The sequence below is a fragment of the Rhizobium sp. SVR5-9E genome (assembly GCF_056755095.1).
This window is the reverse complement of the sequence record NZ_JBNDHS010000029.1, coordinates 16,723-34,022: the sequence shown is the minus strand read 5'-3', so window position 1 is coordinate 34,022 and position 17,300 is coordinate 16,723. Positions and strand designations below refer to the sequence as shown.

General features: G+C 59.9%; 15 protein-coding genes. 8 read left to right on the top strand and 7 right to left on the bottom strand.

The annotated features are described in order from the left end of the window. Nucleotides 1-214 precede the first annotated feature (214 nt). Both ACPYOJ_RS15400 and rpmG read left to right on the top strand, forming a co-directional pair. Complete coding sequence (locus tag ACPYOJ_RS15400; protein ID WP_481417034.1) at nucleotides 215-1,399, top strand: MFS transporter; 1,185 nt, start codon at nucleotides 215-217, stop codon at nucleotides 1,397-1,399. 93 nt (nucleotides 1,400-1,492) lie between these two features. Further along, on the top strand, nucleotides 1,493-1,660 hold the full coding sequence (gene rpmG, locus ACPYOJ_RS15395; RefSeq protein ID WP_003547442.1) for a 50S ribosomal protein L33: 168 nt from the start codon (nucleotides 1,493-1,495) through the stop codon (nucleotides 1,658-1,660). A 743-nt stretch (nucleotides 1,661-2,403) separates the two neighbouring features. On the opposite strand, the gene ACPYOJ_RS15390 is transcribed toward rpmG, so the two are convergent. After that, entirely contained in the window at nucleotides 2,404-3,777 is a 1,374-nt protein-coding gene (locus ACPYOJ_RS15390) for a PleD family two-component system response regulator (RefSeq protein ID WP_481417033.1), read from the bottom strand. Between the two features lie 18 nt (nucleotides 3,778-3,795). Then, nucleotides 3,796-4,167, bottom strand: a complete 372-nt coding sequence (locus tag ACPYOJ_RS15385; protein ID WP_010065708.1) for a response regulator — start codon at nucleotides 4,165-4,167, stop codon at nucleotides 3,796-3,798. A 132-nt stretch (nucleotides 4,168-4,299) separates the two neighbouring features. Here ACPYOJ_RS15385 and ACPYOJ_RS15380 point away from each other — a divergent pair, with 132 nt between their 5' ends. Further along, on the top strand, nucleotides 4,300-4,608 hold the full coding sequence (locus ACPYOJ_RS15380; RefSeq protein ID WP_481417032.1) for a DUF3572 domain-containing protein: 309 nt from the start codon (nucleotides 4,300-4,302) through the stop codon (nucleotides 4,606-4,608). Between the two features lie 5 nt (nucleotides 4,609-4,613). Beyond that, nucleotides 4,614-5,297 carry a hypothetical protein gene (locus ACPYOJ_RS15375; RefSeq protein ID WP_481417031.1) on the top strand — a complete coding sequence of 228 codons (684 nt, stop codon included), beginning with the start codon at nucleotides 4,614-4,616 and terminating at the stop codon, nucleotides 5,295-5,297. Here ACPYOJ_RS15375 and ACPYOJ_RS15370 read toward each other — a convergent pair. Continuing rightward, nucleotides 5,272-5,859 carry an N-acetyltransferase family protein gene (locus ACPYOJ_RS15370; protein WP_481417030.1) on the bottom strand — a complete coding sequence of 196 codons (588 nt, stop codon included), beginning with the start codon at nucleotides 5,857-5,859 and terminating at the stop codon, nucleotides 5,272-5,274. The two genes, ACPYOJ_RS15375 and ACPYOJ_RS15370, sit on opposite strands and share 26 nt — an antisense overlap. Before the next feature lie 78 nt (nucleotides 5,860-5,937). Here ACPYOJ_RS15370 and ACPYOJ_RS15365 point away from each other — a divergent pair, with 78 nt between their 5' ends. The 3 genes from ACPYOJ_RS15365 (at nucleotide 5,938) to ACPYOJ_RS15355 (ending at nucleotide 9,186) form a co-directional block, all read left to right on the top strand. Continuing rightward, complete coding sequence (locus ACPYOJ_RS15365) at nucleotides 5,938-7,230, top strand: DNA polymerase IV (protein ID WP_481417029.1); 1,293 nt, start codon at nucleotides 5,938-5,940, stop codon at nucleotides 7,228-7,230. A 134-nt stretch (nucleotides 7,231-7,364) separates the two neighbouring features. Then, the gene (locus tag ACPYOJ_RS15360; RefSeq protein WP_481417028.1) at nucleotides 7,365-8,603 is read left to right on the top strand and encodes a L,D-transpeptidase family protein; all 1,239 of its coding nucleotides are present in this window, start codon (nucleotides 7,365-7,367) and stop codon (nucleotides 8,601-8,603) included. Nucleotides 8,604-8,721: 118 nt separating this feature from the next. Beyond that, nucleotides 8,722-9,186 carry a hypothetical protein gene (locus ACPYOJ_RS15355; RefSeq protein WP_481417027.1) on the top strand — a complete coding sequence of 155 codons (465 nt, stop codon included), beginning with the start codon at nucleotides 8,722-8,724 and terminating at the stop codon, nucleotides 9,184-9,186. Between the two features lie 32 nt (nucleotides 9,187-9,218). On the opposite strand, the gene dnaE is transcribed toward ACPYOJ_RS15355, so the two are convergent. Continuing rightward, entirely contained in the window at nucleotides 9,219-12,704 is a 3,486-nt protein-coding gene (gene dnaE / locus ACPYOJ_RS15350; protein ID WP_481417026.1) for a DNA polymerase III subunit alpha, read from the bottom strand. 308 nt (nucleotides 12,705-13,012) lie between these two features. Between dnaE and ACPYOJ_RS15345 the strand changes: the two genes are divergently transcribed. Further along, nucleotides 13,013-13,588 (top strand): hypothetical protein, encoded by a 576-nt coding sequence (locus tag ACPYOJ_RS15345; protein WP_481417025.1) that lies wholly within the window; start codon nucleotides 13,013-13,015, stop codon nucleotides 13,586-13,588. 16 nt (nucleotides 13,589-13,604) lie between these two features. Here the strand turns inward: ACPYOJ_RS15345 and ACPYOJ_RS15340 are convergent, their stop codons facing one another. Genes ACPYOJ_RS15340 through proS form a run of 3 tightly spaced genes read right to left on the bottom strand, consistent with a single transcriptional unit; the run spans nucleotide 13,605 to nucleotide 16,951 of the window. Further along, nucleotides 13,605-14,288, bottom strand: a complete 684-nt coding sequence (locus ACPYOJ_RS15340) for an ABC transporter ATP-binding protein (RefSeq protein ID WP_481417024.1) — start codon at nucleotides 14,286-14,288, stop codon at nucleotides 13,605-13,607. 15 nt (nucleotides 14,289-14,303) lie between these two features. Further along, nucleotides 14,304-15,611, bottom strand: a complete 1,308-nt coding sequence (locus tag ACPYOJ_RS15335) for a lipoprotein-releasing ABC transporter permease subunit (RefSeq protein ID WP_481417023.1) — start codon at nucleotides 15,609-15,611, stop codon at nucleotides 14,304-14,306. Between the two features lie 17 nt (nucleotides 15,612-15,628). Then, nucleotides 15,629-16,951, bottom strand: coding sequence for a proline--tRNA ligase (gene proS, locus ACPYOJ_RS15330; RefSeq protein ID WP_481417022.1), 1,323 nt, complete (start codon nucleotides 16,949-16,951; stop codon nucleotides 15,629-15,631). Nucleotides 16,952-17,300 lie beyond the last annotated feature (349 nt).

Here is a 17,300-nt window from a genome sequence, read left to right as displayed (position 1 = left end):
ACGCTCATCGGCGCTGCGGGGTTATCGACGCCCTTCAGCGCCGGTCCGGCCAAGTGAATGGTAAAGCGTTTCGAAATGAACATCTTGCCTGATCTATTGCCATCGGCACCGGACTTTCCGTAAACAAAGTCCGTCACTTAGATTTGGCACGCATGTGCCTTTCTATGTGTCAAAAAAAACGGGCGATTCGCTTTAGTCACTCAAGGATGAATTAATGTCTCAGCCGAGAAACGGCACAGCGGGCGATGTCGAAGAAATCCATTGGCCGTCGCTGGTTGCCGCGATCTCGTCGATTTCCGCCGTGGGAATCGCAATCGGCCTCGGACTTCCGCTTCTCAGCATCATCCTGGAAAAGCGCGGCATCCCCTCAACGCTCATCGGCCTGAATACCGCCATGGCCGGGGTCGCCGCCATGATTGCAGCGCCGATCACGACGAAACTCGCGCATGAATTCGGCGTCGCATCGACCATGCTCTGGGCGGTGGTGATTGCAGCCCTCAGCGCGCTCGGATTTTATTACGCGGAGAATTTCTGGCTCTGGTTTCCGCTGCGCTTTGCCTTCCACGGCACGACGACCACCCTCTTCATCCTCTCCGAATTCTGGATCAACGCGGCCTCTCCGCCTTCGAAACGCGGCTTCGTGCTGGGCATTTACGCGACGGTGCTTTCAATCGGCTTCGCGGCCGGCCCCCTGCTCTTCTCGATCCTCGGCAGCGACGGCATAATGCCGTTTCTCGTCGGCGCGATCGCGATCCTGCTTGCAGCGATTCCGATCTTCATCGCCCGGCATGAAAGCCCCATCCTCGACGAGAAGCCGGAGCTGCACTTCATGCGCTATGTCTTCCTGGTGCCGACGGCGACCGCAGCGGTCTTTATTTTCGGCGCCGTCGAAGCGGGCGGGCTTTCGCTCTTTCCGATCTACGCGATCCGCGCGAACTTCACCGAATCGCAGGCTGCCCTGCTGCTGACGGTCATGGGCGTCGGCAACGTTATCTTTCAGATTCCGGTCGGGCTGCTCTCCGATAAGATTTCCGACAAGCGCCCGCTTCTCGCCGGGATGGCCTTCATGGGCCTTATCGGCTCGCTGATGCTTCCGGTCCTCTCCCATAGCTGGATCATGATGGCGCTGGTGCTGCTTTTCTGGGGCGGTTGCGTCGCCGGCCTCTACACCGTAGGCCTCAGCCATCTCGGCTCACGCCTGACAGGCTCCGATCTTGCCGCGGCAAATGCCGCCTTCGTCTTCTGCTACGCCGTCGGCACGGTTGCCGGTCCACAGGTGATCGGTGCGGCAATCGACGTTGCCGGAAACAACGGCTTTGCATGGTCAATCGCCTGTTTCTTCGGCCTTTATGCCATACTGGCCGGCATAAGGCTGCTTTTCCTCCGAAAGCGGGCTTGACTTTTCGGGCGGGATTCGTAGTTTCGCGCCAGAATTTGCCGTGGAGCCCATCCGGCTTTCCACGGCTTTCATTTTCTTAAAGGCAGGACGACCATGGCCAAGGCTACCACAATCAAGATCAAGCTGCTGTCGACGGCCGACACCGGTTTCTTCTACGTCACGACGAAGAACAGCCGTACGATGACGGACAAGATGACGAAGACCAAGTATGACCCGGTTGCTAAGAAGCACGTCGAGTTCAAGGAAACCAAGATCAAGTAATTCTTGATTCCAGGTTGATTCAAGAAGCGCGCGCCATCCGGTCGCGCGCTTTTTTGTGCCTTGAGCGCCAGTTGCCACCATGTCTGCGCAAAACAGAAACGCCGTCCTTCCGCAAGGGGAAGGACGGCGTTCTCTTGGATTGGGGGCCGGCCAGCAGGCAACGCGGCACGAGGAACCGCTTGAGTTGCGTGCTAGCCGGCCGACCCCACGACCCAGGAGATGCGGCGGACCTGAGCATCATGGGGTATGACGGCGCCTCCAAAAGGAGCGCTTTCTCTATGAGCCGATAATTTGCGCAAAAATGAAAGAAAATCAACAAATTCTTAATCGCCGGAATTCCTAGCATGCTCCTATGGTTAAAAGTCCAACTTCGGGACAGCTGGGTGATAACCGATTGATCTCTGCAGCCATAAAATGAAATAGTTTCGGCCAAGAAACCACCCGATATATCTCAGTAGCACTATGGATGCTGACCTTACGTAAGACATCGGACACTTCGATTGCGCCAATAGCACCCTCTCCGAAGACGCCCTCAAAGCGTGCTATTCTTATATGGCAGCGCTGCTGTTCTTATCCCTACTCGCGACACTTCCGGAAATGGCCCCTTATATTTAGAGATCCACTTCCAAACGGCGCTGTCTGCAGACTGGGCCGTTTCTCCGACGCCATTATTACAAATGTTTAAGGATTAGCGTTTTCCGGTGGAAAACTACTCTTTCGATCCGTTGTGACGTCGAATTTGATCAGGCGGCCGCAGCAACAACGCGGTTTCGACCGGTATTCTTTGCTTCGTAAAGAGCAAGATCTGCCTGCTTCATAAGCTGGTCCGGTGTGAGGACGGAAGACAGGCGCGATGAAATGCCAAAGGAGGCGGTGACGTTCAGTGCGTGCCCTGCCGACTTCAGCTCGAAGGGAATGCTCTCGACGGCTGCCCGGAGCCGCTCGGCAACGGCAGCAGCCACTTCAGGCGAGGTATCCGGCATCACGACCACGAATTCCTCGCCGCCATAGCGGCAGGCGAGATCGGCGCCGCGCACCGTCGAGCGGATGCGATTGGCAAATTCCTTGAGCACCTGGTCGCCGGCATCGTGGCCATGCGTATCGTTGACCTGCTTGAAGCGGTCGATGTCGGTAATCAGCACGGAAAGCGGCCGGCCTCGCGCCATCGAGCGGCTGAAGAGAAGGTTGAGGTGATTGTCGAGGTAGCGGCGGTTGTTGAGGCCCGTCAGCGGATCGGTGACGGCAAGCTCGATGGTCTGCTTCACGCTGGCGCGCAGACGGTCGTTGTAACGCTTGCGACGGATCTGCGTCAGGCTGCGAGCAATGAGCTCGTTCGTATCGACCGGGCGGATGATGTAGTCGTTGACGCCGAGATCGAGCGCCCGGATAACCATGTCATCAGCGCCCTGCTCCGTGATGATCAGGATCGGCAGGAAGCGGGTGCGCTCAAGGGAGCGGAACTGCGAGCAGAGCCGCAACGGATCATAGTCGTCGAAATTGGCGTTAACGATCACCAGCTCAAAGGCGTTTTCGGCCGCTTCGAACAATGCTGCCTGCGGATCGGAAATGGCGGTCGCTTCGGCGATCGGCTTCAGCGCCTTGATGATGCGCTCCTGCGAGTTGGCACGGCTGTCGACCAGCAGAATCTGGCCGGCCTCTTCCGCGCGTCCTTCATTGCCTCGCAGCATGTCTTCGATGCCCATCGTCTGCGCCGTCTCGGCGCGGATGCGCAGTTCATCGCTCAACGTCTTCAGGCGCAGGAGGCTTTTGACGCGGGAAATGAGCTGCAGGTCATTGACCGGCTTGGTGAGGAAATCGTCGGCGCCGGCCTTCAAGCCGCGCACGCGATCTGCCGGCTGATCCAGTGCCGTCACCATCACGACCGGAATATGCGACGTCTTGGCGTTTGCCTTCAGCCGCGCGCAAACCTCGAAGCCGTCGAGCCCCGGCATCATCACATCGAGCAGGACGAGGTCGACCTGGTTGCGCTCGCAGATCGCCAGCGCCTCATAGCCGTCTGCGGCCGTCAGCACGTCGAAATATTCCGCAAGAAGCCGCGCTTCGAGCAGCTTCACGTTCGCCGGAATATCGTCAACCACCAATATGCGCGCAGTCATAAACGTCTTTCAGATGCGCTAGGCATCGCCGAGATAGGTCTTGATCGTTTCGATGAACTTCGGAACCGAGATGGGCTTGGAGACATAGGCTTCGCAGCCGCCCTGGCGGATACGCTCCTCGTCGCCCTTCATTGCAAAGGCCGTCACCGCAATCACCGGGATGACGTGCAGCTCGTCGTCTTCCTTCAGCCACTTGGTGACTTCCAGACCGGAAACTTCCGGAAGCTGGATATCCATTAGGATCAGATCAGGCCGGTATTTGCGAGCAAGATCAAGCGCTTCCATGCCATTTCGGGTTTGAATCGTGGTATAGCCGGACGCTTCGATGAGGTCGCGAAAGAGCTTCATGTTTAGCTCGTTATCTTCTACAATCATCACCTGTTTGGGCATGGCACGCTCATCCTTACGTCCCCTTGCTGCCGCCTGCGCCGTGAAGGAAAATCTTCGGGCGCGCGATTCAAGGAAACCGATAGCTGCAAACTACCGGTATTTGGTTGAAAAAAAGGTAACTCACCCAGCGAAATGCAAAGCAACTTCAAGACTTCCAAACAATTAGCGAAAGACCCGCAGGAAACCGCCATCGCTGTTCTCGGCTGGCTCGCCAATGAGCCGGACATGTTCTCGCGTTTTCTGGCGCTGACGGGCGTGGAGCCGGCGCAAGTCCGCAACGCTATCAACGATCCGGGTTTCCTCGCCGGCATGCTCGATTTTCTGATGCACCACGAACCGACGGCAATGGCTTTCTGCGAAGCGAGCGGCACGACACCCGAGGCCCTCAGTGCCGCATGGCGGCATTTCTCCTCCCCCGGCCTCGATTCGGGAGAATACTGAGCGCGATGGAGGCCGTGACGCTCGATATCTCTCATGTACGGCTTGGCAACCGGCCCCTGATCGTCTGCGATGTCGATGACGTCGTGCTGCAGTTCATCGATCCTTTTCAACGCTTCCTTTTGAGCGAAGGGCACGAGCTTTTGCCGCGTTCCTTTCGCCTGCATGGCAACATCGTCTCTAGAGATGGCGTTGTGCTGGAGGATGTCCATGTCAGCCGACTGATCGAGACCTTCTTCGAGCGGCAGGAAAAGTGGCAGTTGCCGCTTTCGCTCGTCGTCGAGACACTCGGCCGGCTCTCCGCCGACGCTGACATCGTTTTCCTCACGGCGATGCCGCCGGTCTATGCCGACCGGCGGCGGCGGCTGCTCGATCGGTTCGGCCTCGCTTACCCACTGCTCGCAACCCGTCAGCCGAAGGGCCTGGTGGTGAAGACCCTGCACGGCACGCGCGCCCTGCCCGTCGTTTTCATCGACGACATGGCCATGAACCTTCATTCGGTGCGCGAACATGTCGAGAGCTGCCTTCTACTTCACATGATGCCGGTTTCCGAAATCCATCGTTTCGCGCCGGCGGCCATGGATGGTATTCCACGCATCAACACCTGGGACGAAGCCGCGTCCCTGATCGGCCGGCATTTCGACGAGGCCAACGCCGCGCGAAGCCTCACTGCTGCAAATCCAGCCGCATGAGCGGCCTTCCGTCCTTTCGCCGCGCCACGGGCTCGAAGCCCGCGGCATCGAAGATCGCCGTCGAACCGATGCAGAGCGTCACCGATTTCGATTGCTTCGTGTGGTCGATGGGACAGCCGTCCAGATAGCGCGCGCCGTTTTGCTTCGCGTGGTCGATGGCGGCCCGCAGCAGATGGTGACTGAGCCCCTTGCCGCGCAACGGTGCTGCAAGAAAGAAGCAGCTGACCGCCCAGACCGAGGAATCCAGAGCATCGCTATCCTCCAGCGGGCGCGAAACGGTGCGTGGCGAGTTGAACTGCGGAACGTCATGCCGCGGCCCCACCTGCACCCAGGCCACTGGCTGATCTTCCGCGTAGGCGAGAATACCCGGCGGCGGACCGGCGGCGATGCGGGTTTTGATATGCGCCCTCCGCTCATCCGGCCCCATTTTCGTGCGAACGGCATGCGGCAGCCTGAGGGCCACGCACCAGCAGTCGCAGAAGGCGCCGCGCGGGCCGAAAAGCGTTTCGAAATCTGCCCAGCGCCCGGGCGTCAGCGGCTCAAAACGCAGCTCGATATCCAAGGTCAATTCTCTCCCGTCTCTTGAGACTCAAAAGCTTAAAGCGTAATCTGCCGATGTTCAATCTTTGTTCCCGCCACGATGATGCTCAAGCCAGACAAGACACCCGGCTTCTGTCGCGACTGCCTTGCCGAGCAGAAGAGCGAAGCGCGCCGTTGCGCGGTCTGCGGCAGCCCTCGCCTCGTCCGGCACAAGGAACTCTATGACCTGACGCTTGCACATATCGACTGCGACGCCTTCTATGCGGCCGTCGAGAAGCGCGACAATCCGGACCTTGCAGACAAGCCGGTCATCATCGGCGGCGGCAAACGCGGCGTCGTCTCCACCGCCTGCTATGTCGCCCGCATTCACGGCGTTCGCTCCGCCATGCCGATGTTCAAGGCGCTGGAAGCCTGCCCGCAGGCGATCGTCATCCGCCCCGATATGGAGAAATACGTCAAGGTCGGCCATGAGGTCCGCGCCCTGATGCAGGAACTGACGCCGCTGGTGCAGCCGCTTTCGATCGACGAGGCCTTCCTCGAGCTCGGCGGCACCCAGCGCCTGCATCACGATCCGCCGGCGCGCACGCTCGCAAAATTCGCCCGCCGCGTCGAAAAGGAGATCGGGATCACGGTTTCCGTCGGGCTTTCCTATTGCAAGTTCCTCGCCAAGGTGGCCTCCGACCTGCAGAAGCCGCGCGGCTTTTCCGTCATTGGTCGTGAAGAGGCCGTTGAGTTTCTGGCGCCGCGGCCGGTCACCACGATCTGGGGCGTGGGCAAGGCCTTTGCGGCAACCCTCGAAGCAGACGGCATCCGCACGATCGGCCAGCTTCAGACAATGGAGGAACCGGACCTCATGCGTCGCTACGGCAGCATGGGCCAGAGGCTTGCGCGCCTTTCGCGCGGCATCGACGACCGCGAGGTGCACCTCAACGATCCGGCCAAGAGCGTCTCTTCAGAGACGACCTTTTTCGACGACATCTCCCGCTACGACGAGCTGGTGCCGATCCTGCGCAACCTCTCTGAAACAGTCTCCTGGAGGTTGAAGAAGAGTGGCATCGCCGGGAATACCGTCGTGCTGAAGATGAAGACGGCAGACTTCAAATCCCGTACCCGCAACCGGAAGCTGGAAGACCCGACGCAGCTCGCCGACAGGATTTTCCGCACCGGCATCGAGCTTCTGGAGAAAGAGACGGACGGCACGAAATTCCGCCTGATCGGCATTGGCGTCACCGACCTTTGCGACCCGGCACGGGCCGATCCGCCGGATCTCATCGACCAGCAATCCACGCGGCGCGCAGCAGCGGAAGCCGCCATGGACAGACTGCGCGAGAAATTCGGCCAGAAAACCGTGGAGACCGGCTATACGTTCGGCGGCGGCAAGCGCGACGGATAGTCTGGCAACCACGCCGCCGGAGCGGCCTCAAAATCACCAATGCGTGAGGACCGCTTTGAGCTACGAATGCTCAAGGCTTCATTAAACATCGTGCCATACTGTCCCGGGCAAGTATTGCGTATTGGTTGGATAACATGTTCTCGCGTTTAGTTTTCGGCCTCGGCTTGCTGTCGGCGACCGCACTCGTGCATCATGCAGCGCTTGCGGCCGACGCTCGCACCCTGCAAATCTTCGTTTCCAAGGACAAACAGTCGCTTACGGTCTATGACGGCGCGGAAGTGGTGGCGACGTCGAAGATTTCGACCGGCAAGGCTGGGCACACGACGCCGAGCGGCATCTTCTCCGTTCTCGAGAAGCAGAAGTATCACGAGTCCAACCTCTATTCGGACGCTCCCATGCCCTGGATGCAGCGGCTGACCTGGTCCGGCATCGCGCTCCACGAATCGAATTCAGTGCCGCGCTATCCTGCCTCGCACGGTTGCGTGCGCATGCCTGCCGCCTTTGCCAGGGAACTCTACAAGATGACGGACCTGAGCGTGCCGGTCATCATCAGCGATGCCGAAGTGGCGCCGGAGTCGATCGTGCATCCCAATCTTTTCCATCCCGAAGTGCCGGAGCCGCCACTGCTGCTCTCGGATGTGCAACTGCGCCCGGCGATCGGCGATACCAGCGGGAAGTCCGTCCAACTGGCGATGAACACCGTCGGCCCCCAGCCTGTAGCGGCCATCGCGGTACCTGAGAACACCGATCCGATCCGCATTCTGATCACTCGCCGCACGCAACGCGAGACTGTGCTCGATATTCAAACCTATCTCAACCAGCTGGGCTTTTCGGCAGGTACGCCGGACGGCCTGCTCGGCACGGCGACCATTCAGGCCATCAACCTTTTCAAGGCTTTGCGACCGGCGCTTTTCAAGGGCGACAAGGCCCTCGTCAGCGATACTCTCCTTAGGGAAGTTTACGCAGCGGCAGGCAAAGGCGAGCCGCCGAACGGCGTCATCATGGTGCGTCAGGATTTCAAACCCGTGTTCGAGGCGCCGCTGACCATCGAAAATCCGCGGCTCGCACTGGGCACGCATTTCTTCACGCTGCATGCCATTGATGCCGAGAGCGGCACGGCCGACTGGCTGGGCGTGACGCTCAAGAACGATCTCTCCCGCGAGACGATGAAGCGGCTCGGAATTGCAAACCAGGAAAGCGCGATCGTGACGGGCACGCCGATCGCCAACGCGCTGTCGCGCATCTCTCTCCCGGACGAAACGCGTCGGAGGATCGACGGGATGCTGGCAGCCGGTTCGACTCTGACGATCACCGACAGCGGCATCGGCCCCGAGACAGGCGCCGGCACCGATTTCATCACGATCACGCGCTAGCCCACTGCGTTGTCGCAGGTCTTGAACCTCGCGCATAAGTTCCGGAATTCTGCCGAATCAGGATATTCGATCAATCAATGAAGCGGTGCGCTTGATCGAAAAATGGAAATGCTGACGCATGTATGTCCTGAAGCACGGCATCAAGAAAAACCCCGAAAAGCGGTGGGCGCTGCCTGACCGTATCTTCTTCGGCTATGGCGCGTGCCACATCCTCGCAGGTGTCTTCCTTCAGCGCCCGCCGCTCGAAGGCTTTTATGCTGAGCGCATCATACCGAACGAGGGCTTTTGGGGAGGACATATGTATGTGACGAACGGCATCATCGCCTTCGATTATCACGGCTACTCGGCGCGCGAACGGCTGCTGGAACACCATCGGAAGGGCTGGGCGTCTCATAGTCCCGGATGGGGCTGTGCGATAGAGCGAGTCGACTTCGATCCGCTCAATACGGCCGAGCTAAACCAACGGAAGATGCGCGGGCCTGATCAATATCTGCATGACCCAATTCCCCGGGCACGCAACTTCATTGAGCGTAGAAACCATGCGAAGGATGCGGCGAAGGCGCTCGAAACGACCTTCGCTTAAAATTGTAGGCCGGCGCAGGAAATCTTGAGGACCTAGACAAGTTCGACATCGATGATACCGGGTGCGGCGCGCAGTGCGGCGGCAATCTCCGGCGTGATGCGGTATTTCTGCGGCAGCTCGACTTCGACCTCGCGCTTGCCCTCTTCCTTGATGACGATGAAGGAAACGAGGCCGTCGCCCTTGGCGTTGAGATGCGCCGCAACGGCGCGCAGCGGGCCCGAATCGCGGACATAGACGCGCAGCGCCTTTTGCATCTGCAGCGACTTTTCCTCGAGTGACTGGATCGTCTGCAAGCGCAGCCCGACGCCCTCCGGCCGCTCTTCGCCGGTGGCCGTGAGCACGAAGGATTTTCCAGGCTCCAGCACATCGCGGTACTGATTCAGCATTTCGGAGAACAGAACGGCTTCGAACTGCCCCGACGAATCCGAGAAGACGATGATGCCCATCTTGTTGCCGGTGCGCGTCTTGCGCTCCTGCTTCGAAATGACGGTCCCGGCAAGGCGGGCATTGGTTGCCCCTTGCTTCACCGCGGTCGAGAACTCCGCAAAGGTCTGGACACGCATCTTCTGCAGGATGCTGTTGTAGCTGTCGAGCGGGTGAGCCGTCAGATAAAAGCCCAGCACCTGGAACTCCTTGAGCAGCCGCTCGGACGCGAGCCAGGGCGCAAAGGGCGGAAGCGCAATCTTCTCCGGCCCGGATGACAGCGCACCGCCGAAGATATCTGACTGGCCGCTTAACTTGTTTTCCTGCGCGCGCTGCGCGTAGCCCATGATGCGATCGAGGCCGGCTGCGAGCTGCGCACGGTCCTGGCCGAAGCAGTCGAAGGCGCCGGCATAGATCAGGCTTTCCAGCACGCGCCGGTTGACCTGGCGCGGGTCGATGCGCAGGCAGAAATCCTCGATGCTCGCAAACGGCGTATCGCCGCGCACCTGGACAACGTGATCGACGGCATTTTCGCCGACACCCTTGATGGCCGCGAGCGCAAAGTAGATGCGGTTGTCGCCGGTTTCGAAATGACGGAACGAGGTCTGGACGGAGGGCGCGATCACCTCGATGCCGAGGCGTTTGGCATCCTGACGGAAATCGTTGACCTTGTCCGTGTTCGACATGTCGAGCGTCATCGACGCGGCGAGGAACTCCACCGGGTAATGCGCCTTCATGTAGGCGGTCTGGTAGGAAACGATGGCGTAGGCCGCGGCGTGCGACTTGTTGAAGCCGTAGTTTGCGAACTTCGCCAGCAGCTCGAAGATGTTGTCGGCCTGCGGCTTCGACACGCCGTTCTTGACGGCACCGTCGACGAAGCGCTCGCGCTGCTGGTCCATCTCGGCCTTGATCTTCTTACCCATGGCGCGGCGCAGAAGATCGGCTTCGCCGAGCGAATAACCGGACAGGACCTGGGCGATCTGCATCACCTGCTCCTGGTAGACGATGACGCCCTGCGTTTCCTTCAGCAGATAGTCGATCGTCGGATGGATCGACTCGACCTCTTCCTCGCCATGCTTGCGGGCATTGTAGGTCGGGATGTTCTCCATCGGGCCTGGGCGGTAGAGCGCCACGAGCGCAATGATGTCCTCGATGCAGTCCGGCTTCATGCCGATCAGCGCCTTGCGCATGCCGGCACTTTCAACCTGGAACACGCCGACCGTTTCGCCGCGCGACAGCATCTCGTAGGTCTTCTTGTCGTCGAGCGGGATCGAGGCAAGGTCCACCTTGACGCCGCGCTTGGCGACGAAATCGACCGCAACCTTCAGCACCGTCAGCGTCTTCAGCCCGAGGAAGTCGAACTTGACGAGACCGGCCTGCTCCACCCACTTCATGTTGAACTGGGTGACCGGCATGTCGGAGCGCGGATCGCGATACATCGGAACCAGCTTTGACAGCGGACGGTCGCCGATGACGATGCCCGCGGCATGCGTCGAAGCGTGGCGGTAAAGGCCTTCGATCTTCTGCGCAATGTCAAGCAGACGCGCTACCACCGGCTCCTTCGCCGCCTCCTCCTGAAGCTTCGGCTCCTCCTCGATCGCCTTGGAGAGCGGCGTCGGATTGGCCGGGTTGTTCGGCACCAGCTTGCAGATCTTGTCGACCTGGCCATAGGGCATTTCCAGCACGCGGCCGACGTCGCGGAGAGCGGCACGTGCCTGCAGCGAACCGAAGGTGATGATCTGCGCCACCTGCTCGCGGCCGTATTTCTTCTGAACGTAGCGGATCACCTCTTCGCGGCGGTCCTGGCAGAAGTCGATGTCGAAGTCGGGCATCGAGACGCGTTCCGGATTGAGGAAGCGTTCGAAGAGCAGCGAGAAGCGCAGCGGATCAACATCGGTGATCGTCAGCGCATAGGCGACGAGCGAGCCGGCGCCCGAACCGCGGCCGGGGCCGACCGGAATATCATGCTGCTTGGCCCATTTGATGAAATCGGCAACGATCAGGAAGTAACCCGGAAACTTCATGCGCTCGATGACGCTCAGTTCGAATTCGAGCCGCTCCCGGTAATCCTTTTCCTCGTAGCCCGCCGACATGCCGAGCGTCGCAAGGCGCATGTCGAGCCCCTCTTCCGCCTGGCGGCGGAGTTCGAGCGCCTCAGCGCGTTCCGCCTCCTCGGCATCCGCCGTCGCGCCGGTGAAGCGCGGCAGGATCGGCTTGCGGGTCTTCAGAATGAAGGAGCAGCGGCGGGCGATCTCGACCGTGTTTTCCAGCGCTTCCGGCAGATCGGCAAAGAGCTTTGCCATTTCGGCGCGGCTCTTCAGATAATGATCGGGCGTCAGGCGGAAGCGGCTGTCGTCGGAAACGATGGCGTTGTGCGCAACGGCCATCAAGGCGTCATGGGCATCATAGTCGTCGCGCGTCGGAAAGAATGCCTCGTTGGTTGCCACCAGCGGCAGGTCGTGATCGTAGGCAAGCCCCACGACCCTTTGCTCATGGCGCTTGTCGTAGGTTCCGTGGCGCTGCAGCTCGACATAGAGTCTGTCTGCGAAGAGGCGCTTCAGGGTGAGCAGCCGGCTCTCGGCCTGTGCAGCATGGCCGTGCTTCAGCGCCATGTCGATGGGACCGCCGAGCGCGCCTGTCAGCGCGACCAATCCCTCGGTGCCAGCCTCCTCCAGCCAGGACGCGCGGATATGGATCGCCTGGTTGTCCTCGCCGCCGAGGTAAGCGCGGCTGACGAGATCGACCAGCCGCTCATAGCCTGCGGCGGTTGCGGCAAGCACGACGATCGACGGCAGCTTGAGCAACGCCTGCTGACCGCCGCGCTTCTCGGTCTCCAGTCCGTCTTCCATGTCGATCGACAGCTGGCAGCCGATGATCGGCTGCAGCCCCTCCTCCATCGCTTTCTGCGAAAACTCGAGAGCGACGAACAGGTTGTTGGTATCTGTGATGGCGATCGCCGGCTGGCTGTCGCCGGACGCCTTGTAGAGGATTTTCTTCAGCGGCAACGCGCCTTCGAGGAGCGAGTAGGCGGAATGAACACGCAGATGGACGAAACCCGGCGTACCGCCGATGATACCGCTCTCTGCATCTGCCATGTCATGCCCTTTCAATCGCCCGAATGAATCGGCTGCATTGTCGAGGTTGCCGGCAGCGATGTCCAGAAGTAGTCCCCTATTCGGGCTGTATGAAGTTATACAGTCCCCTCAAAAAATTACATTGACATCAGAATCAGCGAGAAGCTGGCTACGAACATTGCGATGGAGGTGAATGCTGCGATATCACGGATCAGGTCAGTCATTTGGCTCTCCTTTACTTGTTATGTTTTTACTTTGTTCCGCTATTGTTCTGGTGTCAACAGGAATCTCTTCCGTTTGGTTAACGACGGAAGGCTGGAGAACAAATCATGAAGATTGTAGTTACCATTCTTTGCTGGGCGTTCCTTGCCACTGCTGCCTCGGCTGAAACGATCGATCCCGCACGCATCGTCGACGCCGCCACGGGTGACTGGGATCAGGATGGCCTGCAGGACCTCGCAGTTCTGGCGGCGGCTTCGGAAGACGGCGGCGAGATAGGCATCTACATCTATCTTCGAGACCAGGATCATCAGCTCCTGCGGCTTGCCGTGAGCGCGCCTGGCAAGATCTGGGGCAGTGCCGACGCTGACGGCGTGTTCGGGCAGGAGCCGTCGGTCAAGGCAGCCGGCAAGTCGTCGATTGCGATCCACTCACAGAACAGCGCGATGGGCCGCGATCGTTGGGATCAGACATTGACGCTTGCCTATCGAGACAAGCAATTCATCGTCGCCGGCTACACCTATACGCATTATGACACGCTCGATCCCAATGCCGGCGGTTCCTGCGATTACAACGCCCTGACCGGAAGCCTGCAGAAGGACGGCAAGAGCGTTAAGGCCGCGCCGAAGACAATCGCCATACAGGACTGGACCGACGAGACCGGTCAGGCTATCTGCGGAAAGTAGACCTGCTGCGCGTCTCTCAGAACTCGACGAGCTTGCCCTCGCTGATGGTCACGCGGCGGTCCATGCGGCGGGCGAGTTCGTGATTGTGCGTGGCGATCAGTGCCGCGAGTCCGGACTGCCGGACGAGCGCCTCGAGGGCGTCAAAGACGTAGCTCGCGGTTTCGGGATCGAGGTTCCCGGTCGGCTCGTCGGCCAAAAGCAGCGCCGGCGCATTGGCGACGGCACGCGCAATCGCGACGCGCTGCTGCTCGCCGCCCGATAGCTCGGCTGGCCGGTGGGTGCCGCGATGGCCGATGCGCATATAGTCGAGCAGCTGCGTTGCACGTTCGGCAGCCTCCTTGCGCGGAAGGCCGGCGATCATCTGCGGCATCATGATGTTTTCGAGCGCCGAGAATTCCGGCAGGAGGTGGTGGAACTGATAGACGAAGCCGATCTCGCTACGGCGGATCGCGGTGCGCTTTTCATCCGACAGTCCTTCGCAGGCATGGCCATTGATCATGACTTCGCCGGCATCGGGATGTTCCAGCAGCCCGGCCACGTGCAGCAGCGTCGATTTGCCCGTCCCCGATGGGGCAACCAGCGCAACGATCTCGCCGCTATGAAGGGCAAAATCGGCGCCCTTGAGAATGCTAAGCAGCGTTTCGCCCTGGCCATAGTGACGCTCGACGCCGGAAAGCTTGAGAACGACGTTCCGATTCATTGAAATCAGCATTCCTTATTCGTAGCGGAGCGCCTGCACCGGATCGAGCCGAGATGCTCGCCAGGCCGGGAAAATGGTCGCAAGGAAGGAGAGCGTCAGCGCCATGATGACGACGGAAAGCGTTTCACCGAGATTCATCTCCGCCGGCAGCTGGCTGAGGAAATAAAGCTGCGGATCGAAAAGCACCGTGCCCGAGACCCAGGAGAAGAATTCGCGGATCGATTCGATATTGATGCAGACGATCACGCCGAGCAGCACGCCGGCAACGGTGCCGACGATACCAATCGCAGCACCGGTCATGAAGAAGATGCGCATGATCGAGCCGGAAGTCGCACCCATGGTGCGAAGGATGGCGATATCGCTGCCCTTGTCCTTCACCAGCATGATCAGGCCGGAGATGATGTTCAGCGCCGCAACGATGACGATCAGCGTCAGGATCATGAACATGACGTTGCGCTCGACCTCAAGGGCGGAAAAGAAGGTCTGGTTGCGCTGCCGCCAGTCCGTGATCGCGATCTGGCGGCCAGCCGCCGCCTCCACCTTCGGACGGAGATTGTCGATATCATCAGGGTTGTTTGCGAACAGTTCGATCGACTGAACGAGCCCCTCGGCATTGAAATAGAGCTGCGCCTCTTCGAGCGGCATGTAGATGATCGCCGCGTCATATTCCGACATGCCGATCTCGAAGATGCCGGAAACGGTATATGACTTGACGCGCGGATTGATGCCCATCGGCGTCACATCGCCTTCCGGCGAGATCAGCGTGATCGTATCGCCCGGCTGCAGGCCGAGCTGCGTTGCCATGCCGGAACCGACGAGAACGCCCTGCCCGGAGGCGAAGCCCACCATGTCCCCGGACTTGATGTTATCGGAAACCGTCTTGAGCTTGGTAAGGTCTTCCGCACGAATGCCGCGCACCAGCGCGCCGGTTCCGGCACCCGCCTGCCCCGAGGCCAGCGTCTGCCCCTCGACCAGCGGCAGCGCCATCTTGATGCCCGGCACTGCTGCAAACTTGTCAGTCAATGCCGCATAGTCGTTAAAGGGACCGTCTACCGGCTGGACGATCATATGGCCGTTGATGCCGAGAATGCGCGAGATCAGCTCGGTGCGGAACCCGTTCATCACCGCCATGACGATGATCAGCGTCGCCACGCCGAGCATGATGCCTACGAAGGAAAAGCCGGCAATGACAGAGATGAAGGCCTCCTTGCGGCGGGCGCGCAGGTAGCGCCACGCCACAAGGCGTTCGAAGGCAGAAAATGGGCTGCTTGCCGGACCAAAGCCAGATTTCGAACCCCGCTGGTCCACCGCCGCTTCTGCCATTTCGCCTCCGTTCAGCCTTACGCCAAGAGCTTGTTGATCGCCGCGTCGATGGTCATCGTTTCACGGGCACCGGTCTTGCGGTCCTTTATTTCCACTTCGCCGTTCGCGACCGCGCGCGGACCGGCGATGATCTGGACGGGCACACCGATCAAATCGGCCGTGGCGAACTTCGTTCCGGCGCGATCGTCGGTATCGTCGTAGAGAACGTCCTTGCCTGCATTCGACAGCGCCACGTAGATCTTCTCGCAGGCTGCGTCGCAGGCACCGTCGCCCGCCTTCATGTTGATCACGATCGCATCGAAGGGAGCGACGGAAGCCGGCCAGATGATTCCGTTCTCATCATGCGATGCTTCGATGATGGCGGGAACAAGGCGCGTCGGGCCGATCCCGTAAGAACCCATGTGAACGGCGTGTTCTTTGCCGTCCGGACCCTGCACCCTGGCGCCCATCGGCTCGGAGTATTTCGTACCAAAATAGAAAATATGCCCGACCTCGATGCCGCGAGCGGAGAGACGATCGCCCTCCGGCACCGCGTTGAAAGCGGCCTCGTCATGCATTTCGGACGTTGCAGCGTAGAGCGAGGTCCACTTGTCGAAGACGGCCTTCAGGCCCTCGACGCTGTCGAAGTCCGTATCTGCAGCCGGAATATCGAAATTGACGAAATCCTTGTGGCAGAAGACTTCGGATTCGCCCGTATCCGCTAGGATGATGAACTCGTGGCTCAAGTTGCCGCCGATCGGGCCGGTGTCGGCGCGCATCGGAATGGCGCGCAGGCCCAGGCGGTCGAAGGTACGCAGGTAGGCCGTGAACATCTTGTTGTAGGAATGCTCGGCACCTTCGCGCGTCAGATCGAAGGAATAGGCATCCTTCATCAGGAATTCGCGCGAGCGCATGGTGCCGAAGCGCGGGCGGATCTCGTCGCGGAACTTCAGCTGAATGTGATAGAGATTGAGCGGCAGGTTCTTGTAGGACTTGACGTAGGAACGGAAGATATCCGTCACCATTTCCTCGTTCGTCGGTCCGTAAAGCATCGGCCGGTCCTGCCGGTCCTTGATGCGTAGCATCTCCTTGCCATAGGCGTCGTAGCGCCCGCTCTCCTGCCAGAGTTCGGCGGACTGGAGCGTCGGCATCAGAAGCTCGGTGGCGCCCGCACGGTTCTGCTCCTCGCGGATGATGTTGTTGACCTTGTCGAGAACCCGCTTGCCGAGCGGCAGCCAGGAATAGATGCCCTGAGACTGCTGGCGGATCATTCCGGTTCGCAGCATCAGCCGGTGAGAGACGATTTCCGCCTCCTTGGGGTTTTCCTTAAGGATGGGCATAAAATAGCGGGACAGACGCATGACGGATTCCAGAGCAGTTGGGATTCCGCATCTCATACGGAATCGACGGCGATCATTGGTATTGGGAGCGTTCATAACCGCTTCGCGGCCGGAAAGAAACCCGCGTTGGGCGCAGGCGCCCTTCCGTAGCCGCAAGTTTACCGTCAAAAGATGCCCCTGTTGGAAAAAGCGGGCTTTTTGAACGGCTTGCGTCAAAATGTCATCAACAGGAATTTTCTTCTCAACTGTAGCAAAAATGCAAAAAAAGCTGGTGACAAAGCCCATTCTTTGAGCTAGCTTTAGCTTACAAAACAGGCAGGGAGTTCAATCCCTGTCGAATTTCGCGGTCAAGTCTTGGGAGGATCAGATC